14 protein-coding genes are annotated in these 16,299 nt (G+C 66.7%); 11 read left to right on the forward strand and 3 right to left on the reverse strand.

Annotated features, from left to right (window positions below; genetic code table 11):
• The first annotated feature begins 163 nt into the window (after positions 1-163).
• The 4 genes from ABNS06_RS07760 (at position 164) to ABNS06_RS07775 (ending at position 3,136) form a co-directional block, all read left to right on the forward strand.
• Positions 164-712, forward strand: coding sequence for a GNAT family N-acetyltransferase (locus ABNS06_RS07760; RefSeq protein WP_348673683.1), 549 nt, complete (start codon positions 164-166; stop codon positions 710-712).
• 70 nt (positions 713-782) lie between these two features.
• Positions 783-1,322: an ATP-dependent protease subunit HslV gene (gene hslV / locus ABNS06_RS07765; protein ID WP_348673685.1), complete on the forward strand. Its 540-nt coding sequence runs from the start codon at positions 783-785 to the stop codon at positions 1,320-1,322.
• Positions 1,319-2,686: an ATP-dependent protease ATPase subunit HslU gene (gene hslU / locus ABNS06_RS07770; protein WP_348673686.1), complete on the forward strand. Its 1,368-nt coding sequence runs from the start codon at positions 1,319-1,321 to the stop codon at positions 2,684-2,686. The genes hslV and hslU overlap by 4 nt, the downstream gene beginning before the upstream one ends.
• Positions 2,687-2,698: 12 nt before the next feature.
• On the forward strand, positions 2,699-3,136 hold the full coding sequence (locus tag ABNS06_RS07775) for a YtoQ family protein (protein ID WP_348673688.1): 438 nt from the start codon (positions 2,699-2,701) through the stop codon (positions 3,134-3,136).
• Positions 3,137-3,156: 20 nt separating this feature from the next.
• Here ABNS06_RS07775 and ABNS06_RS07780 read toward each other — a convergent pair whose 3' ends face one another.
• Positions 3,157-4,182, reverse strand: a complete 1,026-nt coding sequence (locus ABNS06_RS07780) for a pirin family protein (RefSeq protein ID WP_348673689.1) — start codon at positions 4,180-4,182, stop codon at positions 3,157-3,159.
• Between the two features lie 25 nt (positions 4,183-4,207).
• On the opposite strand from ABNS06_RS07780, the gene ABNS06_RS07785 reads away from it, so the two are divergent.
• The 3 genes from ABNS06_RS07785 (at position 4,208) to ABNS06_RS07795 (ending at position 7,330) form a co-directional block, all read left to right on the forward strand.
• On the forward strand, positions 4,208-6,103 hold the full coding sequence (locus tag ABNS06_RS07785) for a S8 family serine peptidase (RefSeq protein WP_348673691.1): 1,896 nt from the start codon (positions 4,208-4,210) through the stop codon (positions 6,101-6,103).
• 92 nt (positions 6,104-6,195) lie between these two features.
• Complete coding sequence (locus tag ABNS06_RS07790) at positions 6,196-6,660, forward strand: cyclic nucleotide-binding domain-containing protein (RefSeq protein WP_348673693.1); 465 nt, start codon at positions 6,196-6,198, stop codon at positions 6,658-6,660.
• A 49-nt stretch (positions 6,661-6,709) separates the two neighbouring features.
• The gene (locus ABNS06_RS07795) at positions 6,710-7,330 is read left to right on the forward strand and encodes a YceH family protein (protein ID WP_348673694.1); all 621 of its coding nucleotides are present in this window, start codon (positions 6,710-6,712) and stop codon (positions 7,328-7,330) included.
• Here ABNS06_RS07795 and ABNS06_RS07800 read toward each other — a convergent pair whose 3' ends face one another.
• Together ABNS06_RS07800 and ABNS06_RS07805 are read right to left on the reverse strand one after the other, a co-directional pair.
• The gene (locus ABNS06_RS07800) at positions 7,331-10,432 is read right to left on the reverse strand and encodes an efflux RND transporter permease subunit (RefSeq protein ID WP_348673695.1); all 3,102 of its coding nucleotides are present in this window, start codon (positions 10,430-10,432) and stop codon (positions 7,331-7,333) included.
• The gene (locus ABNS06_RS07805) at positions 10,429-11,541 is read right to left on the reverse strand and encodes an efflux RND transporter periplasmic adaptor subunit (protein WP_348673696.1); all 1,113 of its coding nucleotides are present in this window, start codon (positions 11,539-11,541) and stop codon (positions 10,429-10,431) included. Before ABNS06_RS07805 ends, ABNS06_RS07800 begins: the two co-directional genes overlap by 4 nt.
• A gap of 86 nt (positions 11,542-11,627) precedes the next feature.
• Between ABNS06_RS07805 and recQ the strand changes: the two genes are divergently transcribed.
• From recQ to ABNS06_RS07825, 4 genes are all read left to right on the forward strand, one after another.
• Positions 11,628-13,424: a DNA helicase RecQ gene (recQ, locus tag ABNS06_RS07810; protein ID WP_348673698.1), complete on the forward strand. Its 1,797-nt coding sequence runs from the start codon at positions 11,628-11,630 to the stop codon at positions 13,422-13,424.
• 178 nt (positions 13,425-13,602) lie between these two features.
• On the forward strand, positions 13,603-15,576 hold the full coding sequence (locus ABNS06_RS07815; RefSeq protein ID WP_348673699.1) for a TonB-dependent receptor: 1,974 nt from the start codon (positions 13,603-13,605) through the stop codon (positions 15,574-15,576).
• Positions 15,576-16,094, forward strand: a complete 519-nt coding sequence (locus ABNS06_RS07820) for a YfiR family protein (RefSeq protein WP_348673700.1) — start codon at positions 15,576-15,578, stop codon at positions 16,092-16,094. Before ABNS06_RS07815 ends, ABNS06_RS07820 begins: the two co-directional genes overlap by 1 nt.
• A 16-nt stretch (positions 16,095-16,110) precedes the next feature.
• On the forward strand, positions 16,111-16,299 hold a 189-nt coding region (locus tag ABNS06_RS07825), incomplete at its 3' end, for a hypothetical protein (RefSeq protein WP_348673702.1).

Raw genomic sequence — 16,299 nt, forward strand, 5'->3', positions numbered from 1 at the left:
GGCGCCTGCCGTCAGGAAGATATATCGCAGGAAAGAGCGCCGCGAGGTCGTGGCGAGAGTCAGTTCGGACATGATGATTCGATGGGCTGGAGACGGATGAACAAACCTGAGAAATCTACCTGCGCTCCGTGACCATTCCGTGACGTCGTCTACCATGCCACCGATGTCGGATCCCGTGTCCATCCAGTTGCAGCCGGTGGAGGATGTCTCCGTCGAATCGGCCTATGACGCGGTCATGTCCAGTCGCGCCGCGTTGTCGCCTTGGATGCACTGGCTGACGCCGGAGTATTCGCTGAGGGATCAGCGCGCATTCCAGGCCCGATCCGCCGTGCTGCGTGGCGCCGGGCTGGAGTTCAACTACGGCATGGTCGATACCGAGGGGCGGGTGCTGGGTGTCTGCGGGCTGCACCGGATCGACATGCTGCATGCCACCAGCGAGGCTGGGTACTGGGTGCGCTCCGACCTGTGGCGGCGTGGTGTGGCACGCCAGGCCGTGACCCGGTTGCTGCGGCTGGCGTTTCGCGAGCATGCGCTGGCGCGCGTGGAGTTGATCATCGATTGCGACAACGTCGCCAGCCTCGCATTGGCCGACACCCTGCGCGTCCGGCGCGAGGCGCGGCTGCACCACCGCCTGTTCCGCGACGGCCAGCGGCGCGATGCCTGGCTTTGCGCCGCGACCCGCGCGGAATGGCTGGTCGCGATGGCGGACTGATCCCGCGTACGCATTGAAACCCGCCGACGTCGTCCCGACATTGGGGCAACGATCGAGACACGGATGCAACGTGGAACAATTCAGGGGTACGACGATTCTCTGCGTGCGGCGCGGGAATCGCGTCGCCATTGGTGGAGACGGCCAGGTCTCCATGGGCAACACCATGATCAAGGGCAATGCCCGCAAGGTGCGTCGCCTCTACAACGAGCAGGTCATCGCCGGATTCGCCGGCGGCACGGCCGACGCCTTCACTCTGTTCGAGCGCTTCGAGGGCAAGCTGGAAAGCTACTCCGACAACCTAGTGCGGTCCGCCGTCGAACTGGCCAAGGATTGGCGCACCGACCGCTCCCTGCGGCGCCTGGAAGCGCTGCTGCTGGTCGCCGACACCACGGCTTCGCTGATGATCTCCGGCACCGGGGATGTCATGGAGCCGGAGTTCGACGCCATCGCCATCGGCTCCGGCGGACCGTTCGCCCAGGCGGCGGCGCGGGCGCTGGTCGACAACACCGACCTGCCCGCGGATGAAGTGGTCAAGCGCGCGATGAAGATCGCCGCGGACACCTGCGTGTACACCAATGACCACCTGACGCTGGAGGTACTGGACGCATGAACGACATCACTACCGCCCTGCCGGGGTCGGGCGTCATGACCCCGCGTGAAATCGTCCAGGAACTGGACAAGCACATCGTCGGGCAGTCCGAGGCGAAGCGCGCCGTTGCCATCGCGCTGCGCAACCGCTGGCGCCGCATGCAACTCGACGAGCGCATGGCCGGTGAGATCACGCCCAAGAACATTCTGATGATCGGGCCGACCGGCGTTGGTAAGACCGAGATCGCCCGGCGTCTGGCCAAGCTGGCGCGCGCGCCGTTTCTCAAGGTCGAGGCGACCAAGTTCACCGAGGTCGGCTACGTCGGCCGCGAGGTCGATTCCATCGTCCGCGATCTGGTCGACGCCGCCGTGAAGATGGAGCGCGAGACCGCGATGCAGGCCGCCCGGCCCAAGGCCGAACTGGCCGCCGAGGAACGTGTGCTCGACGCCCTGGTGCCGAGGCCGAAGGAGTACGGTGGCGAGCGTTCGGAGACCCGCGAGCAGGAAACCGGCACGGCGCGGCAGGTGTTTCGCAAGCGCCTGCGCGAAGGCCAGATGGACGAGACCGAAATCGAGGTCGAGATCCAGATGGCCGCACCCGGGGTGGAGATCATGACCCCGCCGGGCATGGAGGAAATGGCCAGCCAGATGCAGGGACTTTTCCAGAACCTGTCCAAGGGCCGCACCCGCAAGCGCAAGATGACCGTCAAGCAGGCGATGAAGGTCATGACCGACGAGGAGGCCGCGCGGCTGGTCGATGAGGAATCGATCAAGGCCAGCGCGGTGCGCAACGTCGAGCAGAACGGCATCGTCTTCATCGACGAGATCGACAAGGTCTGCAAGCGCGACGGCGTGGTCGGCGGCGACGTCTCCCGCGAGGGCGTGCAGCGTGACCTGTTGCCGCTGGTCGAAGGCTGCACCGTCAATACCAAGTACGGCATGGTCAAGACCGACCACATCCTGTTCATCGCCTCCGGGGCTTTCCACCTGTCCAAGCCCAGCGACCTGATTCCGGAACTCCAGGGTCGGCTGCCGATCCGTGTGGAACTGTCCGCACTGACCGCTGACGACTTCCTGCGCATTCTCACCGAACCGGACTGTTCGCTCACCGAGCAGTACGCCGCCCTGCTGGGCACCGAGGGCATGCAAGTCAGCTTCGCCGAGGATGGCGTGCGCCGGCTCGCCGAGATCGCCAGCGAGGTCAACGAGCGCACCGAGAACATCGGCGCCCGTCGCCTGCACACGCTGATGGAACGCCTGGTCGAGACCTTGTCCTTTGAGGCGCCGGATCGCGCCGGCGATGTGGTCACCGTTGACGCCGCGCTGGTCAACGAGACGCTATCGGTGCTTGCGCAGGACGAAGACCTTTCTCGCTACATTCTCTAACGGATATCTACCATGGAATGGAACGTCTACCTGTCCGGAGAGATCCACACCGACTGGCGTGAGCAGATCATCGCCGGCGCGGAGGATTTGCCGGTGAATTTCGCCTCGCCGGTGACCGACCACGAAGCCAGTGACGCCGCCGGCGACATGCTCGGCAAGCCCGAAGCACCGTTCTGGCGCGATCACCAGTCGGCCCGCGTCAATGCCATTCGCACCAAGACGCTGATCGAGCAATGTGATCTCGCCATCGTGCGCTTTGGCGACAAGTACAAGCAGTGGAATGCGGCCTTCGATGCCGGTTACTGCGCGGCGCTGGACAAGCCCTACATCACGCTACACGACGATGCCCTGGTGCACGCGCTGAAAGAGGTAGATGCCGCGGCGCTCGCCTGGGCGCAGACGCCAAGCCAGGTCGTCGAGATTCTGCGGTACGTGACGTCACAGCTCTGATTGGCTGGCAAGGTGCTTCCCTAGAGCGCCGGCAGCGGAATCCATTCCTCGTCATCACCGGGGACATCGGCGAAGCGGCGCTCGGTCCAGTCCCGCTTGGCGGTTTCGATGCGGTTTGCGTCGCTGGAAACGAAGTTCCACCAGATCAGGCGCGGCCCGACCGGGGTGCCGCCGAGGACCATCACGACCGCATCGGTGACGGCGCAGACATCCTGTTGGCGACCCGGTTCCAGCACCGCCAGGGTGCCGGGCTCGCAACATTGATCGCCGATTCTCACCGAACCCCGGACGACGTAGATGCCGAGTTCGGGGGCGCTGGGGCAGGGCAGCGTGGCGCCCGCATCGAGCTGGCATTCCACGTAGAGCGCGGGGGCCGGGCATTGTACCGGGGAGCGCTGCCCGAAGGCCTCGCCGATGATGATGCGTGCGAGGCCTCCGTCCAGTTGGGCGGTCGGTATGGCATCCGCCGGGTAATGCGCAAACGCTGGCTCGCACTCTTCCTGTTCGTCCGGCAGGGCAATCCACGATTGCATGCCATGCAGACGCGACTGGCTGCCCAGGTCCGATCCGGGACGCTCGGAGTGCACGATGCCGCGACCCGCCGTCATGAGATTGACCGCGCCCGGACGAATGGCCTGAAGCGAGCCAAGGCTGTCACGGTGCAGGATCTCTCCCTCGAACAGGTAGGTGATCGTCGCCAGACCGATGTGCGGATGCGGTCGTACGTTGAGCCCCTGGCCTGGCGCAAGATCGGAGGGGCCCATTTCGTCGAGAAAGATGAACGGCCCGACCATGCGGCGCCGCGATGAGGGCAACACCCGTCGAACGGTGAAGCCGCCGAGATCGCGCGGCTGTCCTTCGATCAGCAGCTCAATGCTTCCGTCAACGCCGGTGCAATCGGGGTCAGGCGTCGTGTGGTAGCTCATCCGCGCGCTCGGTGGAGGTGGCTCCGCAGTGTGCCAAGCACGGTCAGAATCCGCGAGCGGGAAGACGGTGGGAATGTTTTCCGGCAAGCTTCTTGCTGAGAGACAGCGCTCGCGCTCCATCAACAAACAAGAACTGGGGAATTCGATGAAACTGATCCGTGGCGGCCTGGTGGCCGCGGCATGGCTGCTCGTGTCCGGTCCTGCGCTGGCGCTGGATGTCGACTGGCGCGAGAAGGTGGACCAGCCGCTGCTGGAAGAACTGCTGACGCTGACGCGGACCGAGTTCATGGTGCAGCTGGATGCCCGCGCCGACTTGTCGCCCGCGGCGGCGATCGACGACAAGGCGGAAAAAGGGCGCTTCGTGGTCAATGCCCTCCAGCAGGTTGCGGTCGACAGCCAGGCCGAACTGCGAGCGCTGCTCGACGCGCGCGGCGTGGACTACCGCGCTTTCTGGATTGCGAACAGCATCGCCGTCACCGGCACGTTCACCGACATCGAGGCCATCGCGCGGCTGAGTTCGGTGACGCACATTCACTGGTTGCAGCCGCTCAAGGCTCCGGCACCGGTGACAGCCGCGACCCGAAAGACCGCGCCGCACAAGGCGGTGGAAGCCGGCGTTGCCCTGGTGCGGGCACCCGAGGTGTGGGCCGACGGATTCACCGGCCAGGGGATTGTCGTGGGTGACCATGATATCGGCGTCGAGTGGACCCACCCGGCGTTGCAGGAGAAGTACCGCGGCTGGGATCCGCAGACCCGAACCGCGAGCCACGATTACAACTGGCGCAACGCCTTCGGTGCGACCGATCTGTTCTGCCCCGATACCGGCGTACCCTGCGACTCCAACGGCCACGGCACGCACACCACCGGCACCATGGTGGGTGACGACGGCAATGGCATGCAGATCGGCATGGCGCCGGGTGCGCAATGGATTGGCTGTCGTTCGCTGCTGGACCCGGTGGTCGGCCTCGGCACCGTGCCCACATACATGGACTGCATGGAGTGGATGATCGCGCCGTATCCGATCGACGATCCGGCAGGCGCCGATCCCGCCATGGCCCCGGATGTCGTCAACAACTCCTGGGGATGTCTGGAAGGCTGCGCGCCGCCGGTCCTGGATGCGGTCAATCAGGCGACCAAGGCGGCGGGCATCGTGCAGGTTGTCTCGGCCGGCAACGACGGAGATGTGTGCAGCACCATCGCCTTCCCGCTGGCGGTCTACGAGGAGTCGTTCACGGTGGGTGCGACGGATGTCGAGGACGCCATGGCGAGCTTTTCCAGCCGCGGTCCGGTCCTCACCGACCTGTCCATGCGGGTCAAGCCCAACGTGGTCGCGCCGGGCGTGAGCACGGTTTCAGCCTATCTGGATGGCGAATATGCATCGCTGAGCGGGACGAGCATGTCCGGCCCGCATGTGGCCGGTCTGGTTGCCCTTCTGTTGTCCTCCGAGCCCAGGCTGATCGGGCGAGTCGATGACGTGCGCTCGATCATCGAGAACACCGCCGTGCCCATCCTCCACGGCGAGACCTGTGGCGGAACGACGGACGCGGACATTCCCAACAACACCTCCGGATTCGGGAGGATCGACGCCTATGAGGCGGTTTCGCGTCGCCCGGTTCTGGAGCTCGAAACCTCGGCCGGAGCCTCCGGCGGTTCGCTGACCTACACGGCCACGATCAGCCTGCCCGCCGATGCGGCGATTCCGGCCACCGGCGTGGTGCTGGATGTCGCGCTGCCCGACGGGGCGACCGTGACCCAGGCCGAATCCGACGTTACCGAGCCCGTCGGCAAGGTCACGAAGGCGACCGAGCAGTACATGCTGGAGGCGCTGGCGCCCGGGGGGCAGTGGACGGTGACGCTGACCATCGACGGTGCTGGTTCCAGCCCGATCGCGTCGTCGGTGGAAGCCGATCAGGTCAGCCCCAAGGCGGGTGATCCGGTCAGCGGGTCCGGGGGCTCCACCGCGCCCACCGGCTCGTCCGGTGCCTGGGGGCTCGGTGGTCTGTTGCTGCTGTTGGCGCTGGCGGGAGTTCGGCGCCGCTGACTGCGATTCGGCCCGGCGTGCGCTCAAGCGCATGCCGGGCCGAATGGCCGGTGATAAGGTTGCGCTTTCCGTGCACAAGGACGAGCCGGACCATGAGCAGCCTGCTGACGCTTTGTCGGTCGTTTCCGGAGCGGCGTGTCGCCGCCGGTGACACGTTTCTCGAGGAGGGCGCGGCGAACAGCGGATTGTTCGTGCTGAGACAGGGCGCGGTGCGGGTCATGCGTTCCGGTGTCGAAGTGGCGCGTGTACAACAGGCCGGCGCCCTGTTCGGCGAGATTTCAGCGGTGCTCAACGTGCCCGCGACAGCCACGCTGGTGGCGATGGAAGACAGTGTCTTCCATGTCATCGAGCACGCCGAACAGGCGGTGCGTGACCGGCCCGCCATTGCATTGGCCATCGCCGAACAGCTTGCCCGGCGGCTGTCCGCCACGACCTCCTACCTGGCAACGCTGAAGCTGCACCAGGATGACGGCACGCTGATCAGCGGCAACCGCCATCCGGGTTTGCTGGCCCGCCTGTTCGGACTCACCGACGGTGGCAACGACAGCCGCTGGTAGTACCGCAAGCCGTGGCACACTGTGCCGCCCGCACGATCAGGAGAGTCAGGTGGAGACCCCGGAACTGAGCCCCGCCGAGGCGCGCGTGCTCGCCTCGCTGTTCGAAAAGTCCATCACCACGCCGAATTACTACCCCATGACGGTGAACGCCATCATGGCGGCGGCCAATCAGAAATCATCCCGCAGCCCGGTGATGAGCCTCACGGAGGGTGAGGTCGGCAAGGCTCTGAACCAGCTTGCCGAATACCGCTTTTGCAGTCGGGAGGACACCGGCTCCCGCGTGCCGAAATGGCGCCAGAACTTCAAGCACCGGCTGTTGCTCAAGGACGCCTCCGCCGCCGTGCTGGCGGTGCTGATGCTCCGCGGGCCGCAGACGCGCTCGGAAATCCGCAGCCACGCCGACAACCTGCGTGGCCCGAAGTCCCTGGAGGATCTGGACGAGGTGCTGGAATTCCTGACCGATCGCACCCAGCCGCTGGTCGTCATGCTGCCGCGCCAGCCCGGCCAGAAAGAGGCGCGATTGGCGCATACGCTTTGCGGCGAGCCGGAGATCCCGGAACCCGCGGCCGCGCCGGCCACTTCCCGTGGATCGGCATCCCGTGATGAGCTGCTCGCCCGGATCGAGGCGCTGGAAGCCCGCGTCGCTGCCCTGGAGGCGGGTGATGGCTGATCAGCTCGTGCTCGCCGGGGCGCGGCGCAGCTTCAGCAGGGTGGTCAGCAGCACCGGCAGCAGCGTGACGGTCACGATGGTCGAGAACACCAGTCCGGCCAGCACGATGACGCCCACTCCGCGATAGAGCTCGGTGCCGGCGCCGGGGATGAAAACCAGCGGGGACAGGCCCGCCACGGTGGTGATCATCGACATCATGATCGGGCGCAGCCGCGCATCCACGGCCTCGGTGACCGCCCGTTCCGGTGCGATGTCGCCATCACGCAGGTTCTGCAGGGCCCGATCGACGATCAGGATGGGGTTGTTGACCACGGTGCCCAGCAGGATCAGAAAGCCCAGCATGGAGATCATGTCGAAGGGCTGGCGCGTGATCAGGTTCAGGCCAACCAGACCCGCGATGCCGCCAGCCACGCCCAGCGGCACGATGGTCATGATCACGAACGGGTAGCCCCAGTGGGTGAAGATCGCGACCAGCAGCAGGTAGCAGAGAATCAGCGAGACCACGAAGTTGCCGGACAGCGCCTCGCGGGTGGCGTCGAGCTGGTCGGCCGCGCCGGAGATGTCCAGCACCACTCCGGCTCGCAGGTCGCCTGAGTCGTTGAGCGCCGCGATGACATCCTCGCGCACGATGCCCACCGCGGTCTCCAGCGCCACCGAGCGTGGTGCGATGATGTTCAGCGTGACCGTGCGCTGTCCGTTCACGCGACGAATCTCGTCCGTGTCCACGGTGTCGACCAGCGAGGCGACGGCCGAGATGGGCACGATCCCCGCCGCCGTGGCGATCGGCAGTTCCGACAATGCGCCCAGATCCTGGGAGTTGCCGGCTTGGCTGTAGAGATACATGTCCACCTTGTCGTCGCCGACGAAATACTCGTCAACGAACGCGCCGTCGGACAGTGCCGCGACCGCGAACCCGAGTTCCTCCGCGCTCAGACCCAGCTCGGAGGCGCGAAGCCAGTCCGGTCGAACCTCGACCAGCGGCTGGTTCAGCGTCAGCGACGAGGGCTGCGATCCGATCTGCGGGTCATCCAGGACCTCGCGCGCCCGGTCATAGACCAGGTCCGCGGCGGCGTAGATGTCCGCCAGCTCGGCGCCGGAAATGTCCACATTGACGCTGCGGGTGCCGCCGTCATTGCTGGAGATGATGGAACCCCGCGACACGAAGGCGCGCATGCCGGGATAGGCGGTGTACAGCTCGGTCAGGACCGGGATTAGCGCGTCGATCTGCGACGGCCGCACGGTCTCGGTGATGATGCGCAGTCCCCCGGTGTCCACGCCCATGTTGATGTAGGCCAGCGCCGGCACCGTCGTCTCGCCGCTGGCGAACCGGTCCGGGTCGTCGCCGACATAGGGCATCAGCTTCGACTGCAGGTCGTCGGCGATGGCGGACATCTCGTCCAGGTTGTAGCCGGGCGGGGCGATCATCCGCGCGAACAGCTTGGGTTCCTCGCCCTCCGGCAGGTACTCGGCCGGCGGCGTCAGGAAGACCAGAACACCGATGACCACCGCGGTCAGCCCGCCCAGGTAGCTCCAGCGGCGGGTTGGTGTGGCGACCAGCCAGGCCACCATGTCCGCCACCCGCTGGCGTGTTGCGCGCCCCGGCTCCGGGCGGTCTTCCGCCATCGTCAGCCGTGCCGCCGCGGTTGGAACGAGGGTGATCGCGACCACCATCGAGGCCAGAATCGATGCCGAGATCGCCACCGCGATATCGGAGTACAACTGGCCGGCTTCTTCCTCGATGAACAGGATGGGCGCGAATACCAGCACGGTGGTCAGCGTCGAGGCGAGCACCGCGCTCCATACGCGCTTGACCCCGGCCACTGCGGATTCGAAGCGGCCGAGACCGCTGCGGCGCTCGCGTTCGATCGCCTCCAGCACCACGATGCTGTTGTCCAGCGTCATGCCGATGGCGAAGGCGACACCGGCCAGCGAGATGACATTGATGGTGCGGCCGGCCAGCAGCAGGCCCATGAACGCGGCGATGGTGCAGATCGGCACGCCCAGCACACCCACCGCGGTCGCTCGCACCGAGCGCAGAAACGCGAACAGCACCAGGGTGGCCAGAACCGCGCCGATGCCGAGGTTCTGCCAGACGTTGGCGACGGAAGCCTCGACATAGCGCACGTCATCACTGGTCAGGCTCATGCGCATGCCGGCCGGTTCCAGCACATCCCGATTGATGGCCGCGACCACCGGCGCCATGCCCTGCTTGATCGCGATGACGTTGGAGCCCGAGATGCGGTTCACCGCCAGCGTGATGGAGCGCGCGCCCTCCGCGTACGACAGGTTGCGCAGTTCGAAGTGGTCCAGCCGGAGCTCGGCGACATCCCGCAGTCGCACCACCGCATCGCCTTGTCGCGCGACGATGAGATCCTCGATGGCGATCAGGTCGTCGAAGCGGCCGACGGTGCGCAGCAGATAGCGTCGCTTGCCGGTGTTCAGGTCCCCGGCGGACACGTCGCGGTTGCGCGAGCGGATCACGTTGCGCAGCTGGGTCAGCGTGATGTTCCGTTCGGCGAGCGCCGCCGGGTCGACGAAGATCTGGATCTGGCGTTCGGCGCCGCCGCGGACATCCACCTGTGACACACCCGGCACCCGCTCCATCCGGGTTCGCACGTTGTCGTCGATGAAGTCGCGCATCATGTCCATGTCCAGCGCGCGCGGATTTCCGGGCAGCGGCACCACGCGGTAGTACATGAAGGCGTTCTGCGAGAACGAGTCGGCCGTCACCCGCGGCTCGTCCACCGTCTCCGGATAGGCCGGCACCTGGGACAGCGCGTTGTTGACGTCGATCAGCGCCTGGGTGATGTCGGTGCCGAAGGGGAATTCCAGTTCGATTTCCGCGCGCCCGGTCGAGGCGTAGGAGATCAGGCGCGAGAGGTTCGGAACGGCGCGGAGAAACTCCTCCTGCTCGATCAGGATTTCCTTCTCGACATCCTGCGGTGTCGCGCCGGGCCAGTTCGTGCGCACCGAAATCTCGCGGACCTCCAGGTCCGGGATCATCTGCACCGGCACCCTGAACGCGGCGAGCACGCCCAGCACGCAGAGCACCAGCGCCGCGACGGTGAGCAGAGTGCCGCGCTGGACCAGGGCGGCGATCATGCGTCCGGCTGGCCGATGCGGTCGACGATGCGCACCGCCTGGCCGTCGGACAATCCTTCGTTACCACGCACGACCACGCGGTCACCATCGGACAGGCCTTCGCGAATTTCCACGTCGGTGCCGACCGTGCGGCCGGTGCGGACGCGCCGGGCCGAGGCTCTGAGCACGCCATCCTCCTCGTTCACGACCCACACGCCAAAGGCGCCGTCGGGCCGGCGGACCAGCGCGTCACGTGGCGCGAGCACGAGTGCGTCCGCACTGCGGACATGGAAGTCCGCCTGTGCGGACATCCCCGGCAGCAACTGGCGGTCGGCATTGTCGACAACCAGGCGCACGCGCAGCGTGCGGGCGGTGGGGTCGCTGACCGGAACGGTGGCCTCGACCGTCGCGTCCAGCTTCCGGTCGGGCAGCGCGGGTGTGCGGACGGTGACCGTGGTGTCGGGTCCGATGTCGGCAAAGCGCGCCTGCGGCACCTGTACATCCAGGCGCAGGCTGGCGAGGTCCACCAGTTCCAGCACCGGCGTGCCGGGTACGGCCCACTCCCCGGTGTCGGTGTATCGCCCGGTAATCACGCCGGCGTAGGGCGCGCGCAGTTCATGCCGCTGCACCCGGGCAGCTTGCTCGCGGACTTCCGCCTGGCGGCTGGCGGACTGTGCCTCGGACGTGGCCGCCTCGGCGATGCGGGTCTGCGCCAGCGACGCGGACAGATCCCCGGATTGCGCGAGCACCTTGGCCTGTTCCGCCTGGCGGCGGGCCTCGTCGCGCAGCGCCTCGGCTTCCGCCTGGGCGGCGCGCAGGCGCGAGAGCTGCAGATCGGCCAATTCCGGGTCCAGCCGGATCAGCAGGTCACCGGTCTTCACGGTATCGCCGATGTCGACGCGCAGTTCCTGGACCAGCCCCGCCACGGAAGTGGACAGATCCGAGCGCTGCCGCGCGGTGAAGCTGCCCGAGAGCACCAGTGGTGCCGCCGCGCGGGAGGCTTCGATGGTTTGCACCGTCACCGGTGTGGCCTCGGCCGCGGCGAGTGCCGGCGCCAACGCCGCCAGCAGGCCGACCATCGGATGAATCCAGAATCGGGTGAGCCGCTCCATGGCGAAACCTGTCGTCAAATCATGTCGTCCGCGCCCATTCCCAAGGCTGCACGCAGCGCTGTCAAGCACTCGCGGTGGGTGCGGGAGTCCCTCACAATAGAGCGATGTCGGCGATCGAAGTTCTCCAGCGGGTCTACGGGTATTCGGAATTTCGCGGCGAGCAGGCGGCGATCGTCGATGCCGCCATCGCCGGCCAGGACGTGCTGGTGCTCATGCCCACCGGTGGCGGCAAGTCGGTTTGCTACCAGATTCCGTCGCTGGTTCGCGATGGCGTTGGAGTGGTCATCTCGCCGCTGATTGCCTTGATGGCCGATCAGGTCGCCGCGCTGCGTCAGCTCGGCGTGCGGGCCGCCTACCTCAATTCCACGCTGGACTATCGCGAGGCCGCCGAGGTCGAGGCACAGGTGCGCGCCGGGCATCTGGACCTGCTGTACCTCGCACCCGAGCGGCTGCTGATGCCGCGTACACTGGAACTGCTGGCCGAGGCGAAGCTGGCGTTGTTCGCCATCGACGAGGCGCATTGCGTGTCGCAATGGGGGCACGATTTCCGGCCGGAGTACCTCGGCCTGTCGGAACTGGCGGAGCGCTTTCCGGGCGTGCCGCGCATGGCGCTCACGGCCACCGCCGACGTGCCGACCCGGGACGAAATCGTCCAGCGCCTGGCGCTGCACGATCCGCGGCGATTCGTCGCCAGTTTCGACCGGCCCAACATCCGCTACCGCGTCAGCGAGCGCGCGAACGCGAAACAGCAGTTGCTGCGATTTCTGCAAAAGGAGCACCCCGGCGAGGCGGGCGTCGTCTACTGCCTGTCACGCAAGAAGGTGGAGGCCACGGCCGAGTGGCTGCAGGGCAACGGTTTCGACGCCGTGCCCTATCACGCCGGTCTGGGGGCCGAAAAGCGCGCCGCGCATCAGGACCGGTTTTTGCGGGAGGACGGCGTGATTGTCGTCGCCACCATCGCCTTCGGCATGGGCATCGACAAGCCGGACGTGCGCTTTGTCGTGCATCTCGACCTGCCGGGCAGCGTCGAGGCTTATTACCAGGAGACCGGCCGCGCCGGCCGTGACGGTGAACCGGCCGATGCCTGGATGCTCTACGGCCTGGGCGATGTCGTTCAGCGTCGGCAGATGATCGATTCTGGCGAGGCCGAGGACGGTCGCAAGCGCATCGAGCGCAGCAAGTTGGATGCGATGCTCGGCTACTGCGAGTTGGATACCTGCCGCCGTCAGCCGCTGCTGCGCTATTTCGGTGAGGTGCTGGAGCAGCCCTGCGGCAATTGCGACAACTGTCTTTGGCCGCCGGACACCGACGATGCCACCGAACCCGCGCGCCAGGCGCTGTCGGCGGTGTACCGCACCGGCCAGCGCTTCGGCGTGAGCTATCTCGTCGATCACCTGCTCGGCAAGCGTGACGAGCGCGCCACACGCTTCGGTCACGACAGCCTGTCGACCTTCGGCATTGGTCAGGCGCTCTCCGCCGACCGGTGGCGGCGACTGTTTCGCCAGCTGATCGCGCGCGGCTATCTGGACGTGGATGTTGGCGGGTTTGGCGGGCTGCATCTCACCGAAGCCGCGCGTGGCCTGCTCAAGGGCGAGGAGACCGTCCGCGTCCGCCGCAAGGCTGCGGCGCCGTCCGGTGGTGGTCGTCGCTCCAGTGCGCCCCAGGCGGCGCTGGCACCGGGCGACGAAGCGTTGTTCGAGCGCCTGCGCGGCTGGCGCAAGGACGAGGCGGACGAGCAGGGCGTGCCGGCCTACGTGGTGTTTCACGATTCCACGCTGCGCGACATTGCCCGCGAGAAGCCGGCCGATGATGCCGCGCTCGGCGCGATCAGCGGTGTTTCGGCCAAGCGGCTGGAGCGCTACGGGGCCGCGATCCTGGAGCTGGTGGCCGGCGCATCCTGATCGTCGATCTGGCGGGTTGATCACCCAGAGCCCGTGGTGCGTGGCGAGATCGGAACCGGAGCCCCGGCGGAGCCGTGCGGCTGTCGAAGATGCCTGGCGCGGCTTCACCATTTGTTGTCATCCCCCTCCGTAGCATGGCTCGACGTCGTGTTTTCGGCGGCCATTCGGGGGGAACGGCATGACAACACGCGGACGTTACGTCCCGGATCGGACCGTTCATCGCAACCGCCTGCTGGCAGCCGTGGTGCTGGCCGCGATCACCGGATCGGCCAGCGCGCTGGAGCTGGCGAGCAACGATCTCACCGACCTGTCGCTGGAGGAGTTGCTGGCGATTGATGTGGTGACCGTGTCCAAGGCCGCCGAGCCGGCTTCGCGAGCGCCGGCCGCGGTCTACGTGATCACTCATGACGACATCCTGCGATCCGGCGCCCGTTCCATTCCCGAGGCGTTGAGACTGGCGCCCGGCGTGAACGTGGCCCAGGTGAACGCGGACGACTATGCCGTCTCGATCCGCGGGTTCAACGCCGTGTTGGCCGACAAGCTGGAAGTGCTCATCGACGGCCGCAGCGTCTATACGCCGCTGTTCTCCGGCGTGTTCTGGGATGTGCTCGACGTTGCGCTGACCGACATCGACCGCATCGAGGTGGTGCGCGGTCCCGGCGCGACGCTGTGGGGCGCCAATGCGGTCAACGGCGTTATCAACATCATCACGCGCTCGGCTCGCGAAACCACCGGGACGGTCTCGGTCGTCGAGGTGGGGACCGAGCGCAATGCCGCGACCCTGCGGTCCGGACAGCGCGTCGGATCCGATAGCGCGCTGCGGCTGTATGGCAAGGCGGTCGAGCGGGGTGACGGCCGGCTGGGTGACGGTCGCGACGCGACCGACCGTCAACGCATCGCCATGGCCGGAGGCCGGCTGGACACGGCGCTGTCCGTCGATGATCAGCTGTCGGTTTCGGGCAACCTGTATACCGCCGATGCCGATTCGCCGGGTGGTGATGTTTCCACCAACGGGGGCGACGCGAACATCCACTATGTCCGCCCGCTGGGTGAGGGGGACGATGCGGCGCAGCTGAGTCTGCGGGCGACCTATTCCGGTTTCCGGCGTGATCAGCCCACGTATCGGGAAAAGCGGGATACCTACGATATCCAGTTGCAGTACTCCCGCACCATCGGCCAGCGGCACGAGTTCATCGGCGGCGTCGGTTATCGGCACTCCTCCGATGAAACCGGTGGTCCGCCCTATCCGGCGATCTTTCTTCCCGCCGACCGGGACATCGAGCAACCCAGCGCGTTCCTGCAGGACCGCATCGACCTGATCGACGACCGGCTGACGCTGACACTGGGCTCCAAGTTCGAGCACAACGACTTCACTGGCTACGAGGTCCAGCCGGGCGCGCGGTTGGGTTACGCGGCCTCCGAGCGGACCTATCTGTGGTCATCCGTCGCCAAGGCGGTCCGCACGCCGAACCGTGTGGATCACGATGTGGCGCTCTACTGTCCGCCGCCGGACGGCTTTCCGGGCTTCTGTGACGGTGGCGAGATCATTCGTGTCGGCAACCCGGACTTCGACTCCGAAACGCTGATCGCCTACGAAATCGGCGCTCGACGGCAGTTCGGCGAATGGCTGTCGGTGGATGTTGCCGGTTTCTACAACGACTACGACGACTTGCGCAGCACCGAGCCCGTGTTGCTGGGGGCCAGTTTTGAAAATCGCCTGTCCGGCGTCGGCACCGGCGGCGAGGTCGCGGTGATCATCAAGCCGGCGGACTGGGTTGAACTGCGCGCGTGGTACGCCTATCTGGATATCGACATCGACGCATCGGACAGCGCGGATGCGTCCACCGCCGCCGTTCATGAGGGCAGCAGTCCGCGCCATCAGGCGCTGTTCAGCGCGCTGTGGGCGCGTGGGCGCTGGCAGGCGCAAGGCATTGTTCGATACGTGGACGAACTGCAAGCTGGAGGCATCGACGCCTATACCGACCTGAACCTGCGCGTTGCCTACGAGTGGCTGGACGGTGCCGAGATCGGTCTGATCGGCACCAACCTGCTGGACGATCACCACGCCGAGTTCGCCAGCGACTCGGAGACCGTGGAAGCGGAACGGGCAGTGTCGCTGGAACTGCGCTGGAACTGGGGTGACGACCCGTGATGAAGCGTCTTCGCCGGGTGGCCGTCGTGACCGGAGTCACGGCGCTGCTGTGGCCTGCTCTGGGCGCCGCCACGCTGGAAGATCAGGTGAAGGCGGCGTTCCTGCTGAACTTCGCCAAGTTCGTCGAGTGGCCCGAGGGCACCTTCGAGCATGTCCGCCAGCCCGTGACCTTGTGTGTGTGGGCCGGGGCGGAGACGGTCGAGGTCATCGAGGCCGCGCTGCGAGGCAAGACGGTAGGCACCCGACCGCTGCGCGTGGTGGGGATGGAGTCGCCGGACGCGCATTGCGACATGGTGTACCTGCGCGGCGATCGGGACGATGTCATGCGGCGGTTCGGAGCGCTTGAGGCACCCGGTGTGCTCAGCGTCTACGAGACCGAGGAGCGGCTGCCCGCCGGGGTCATCCGGTTCTTCATCGATGAGCGCAAGGTTCGCTTCGAAGTCGACCTGGATGCCGCGGAGCGGCAGCGGCTGGTGATCAGTTCGAAGCTGCTGCGGGTCGCGAGGATCGCTCCGTGATGCGATCGCGGACGTCATGACGGGCACGTTTCGCAACGCTCCCATCGGGCGCAAGATGACGCTGATTGCCATCGCGGCGGCGGCGGCCGGACTGTTGATGGCCGCCGCGGCGCTGATCTTCATGGCGTATCGCACGCAGCTCGATTCCAGCCGCCATGACCTGCTCACCATCGGCGAACTGATCGCCGGCAACACCACCGCGGCA

Source organism: uncultured Abyssibacter sp. (assembly GCF_964000955.1).
GTDB lineage: Bacteria > Pseudomonadota > Gammaproteobacteria > Nevskiales > OUC007 > Abyssibacter.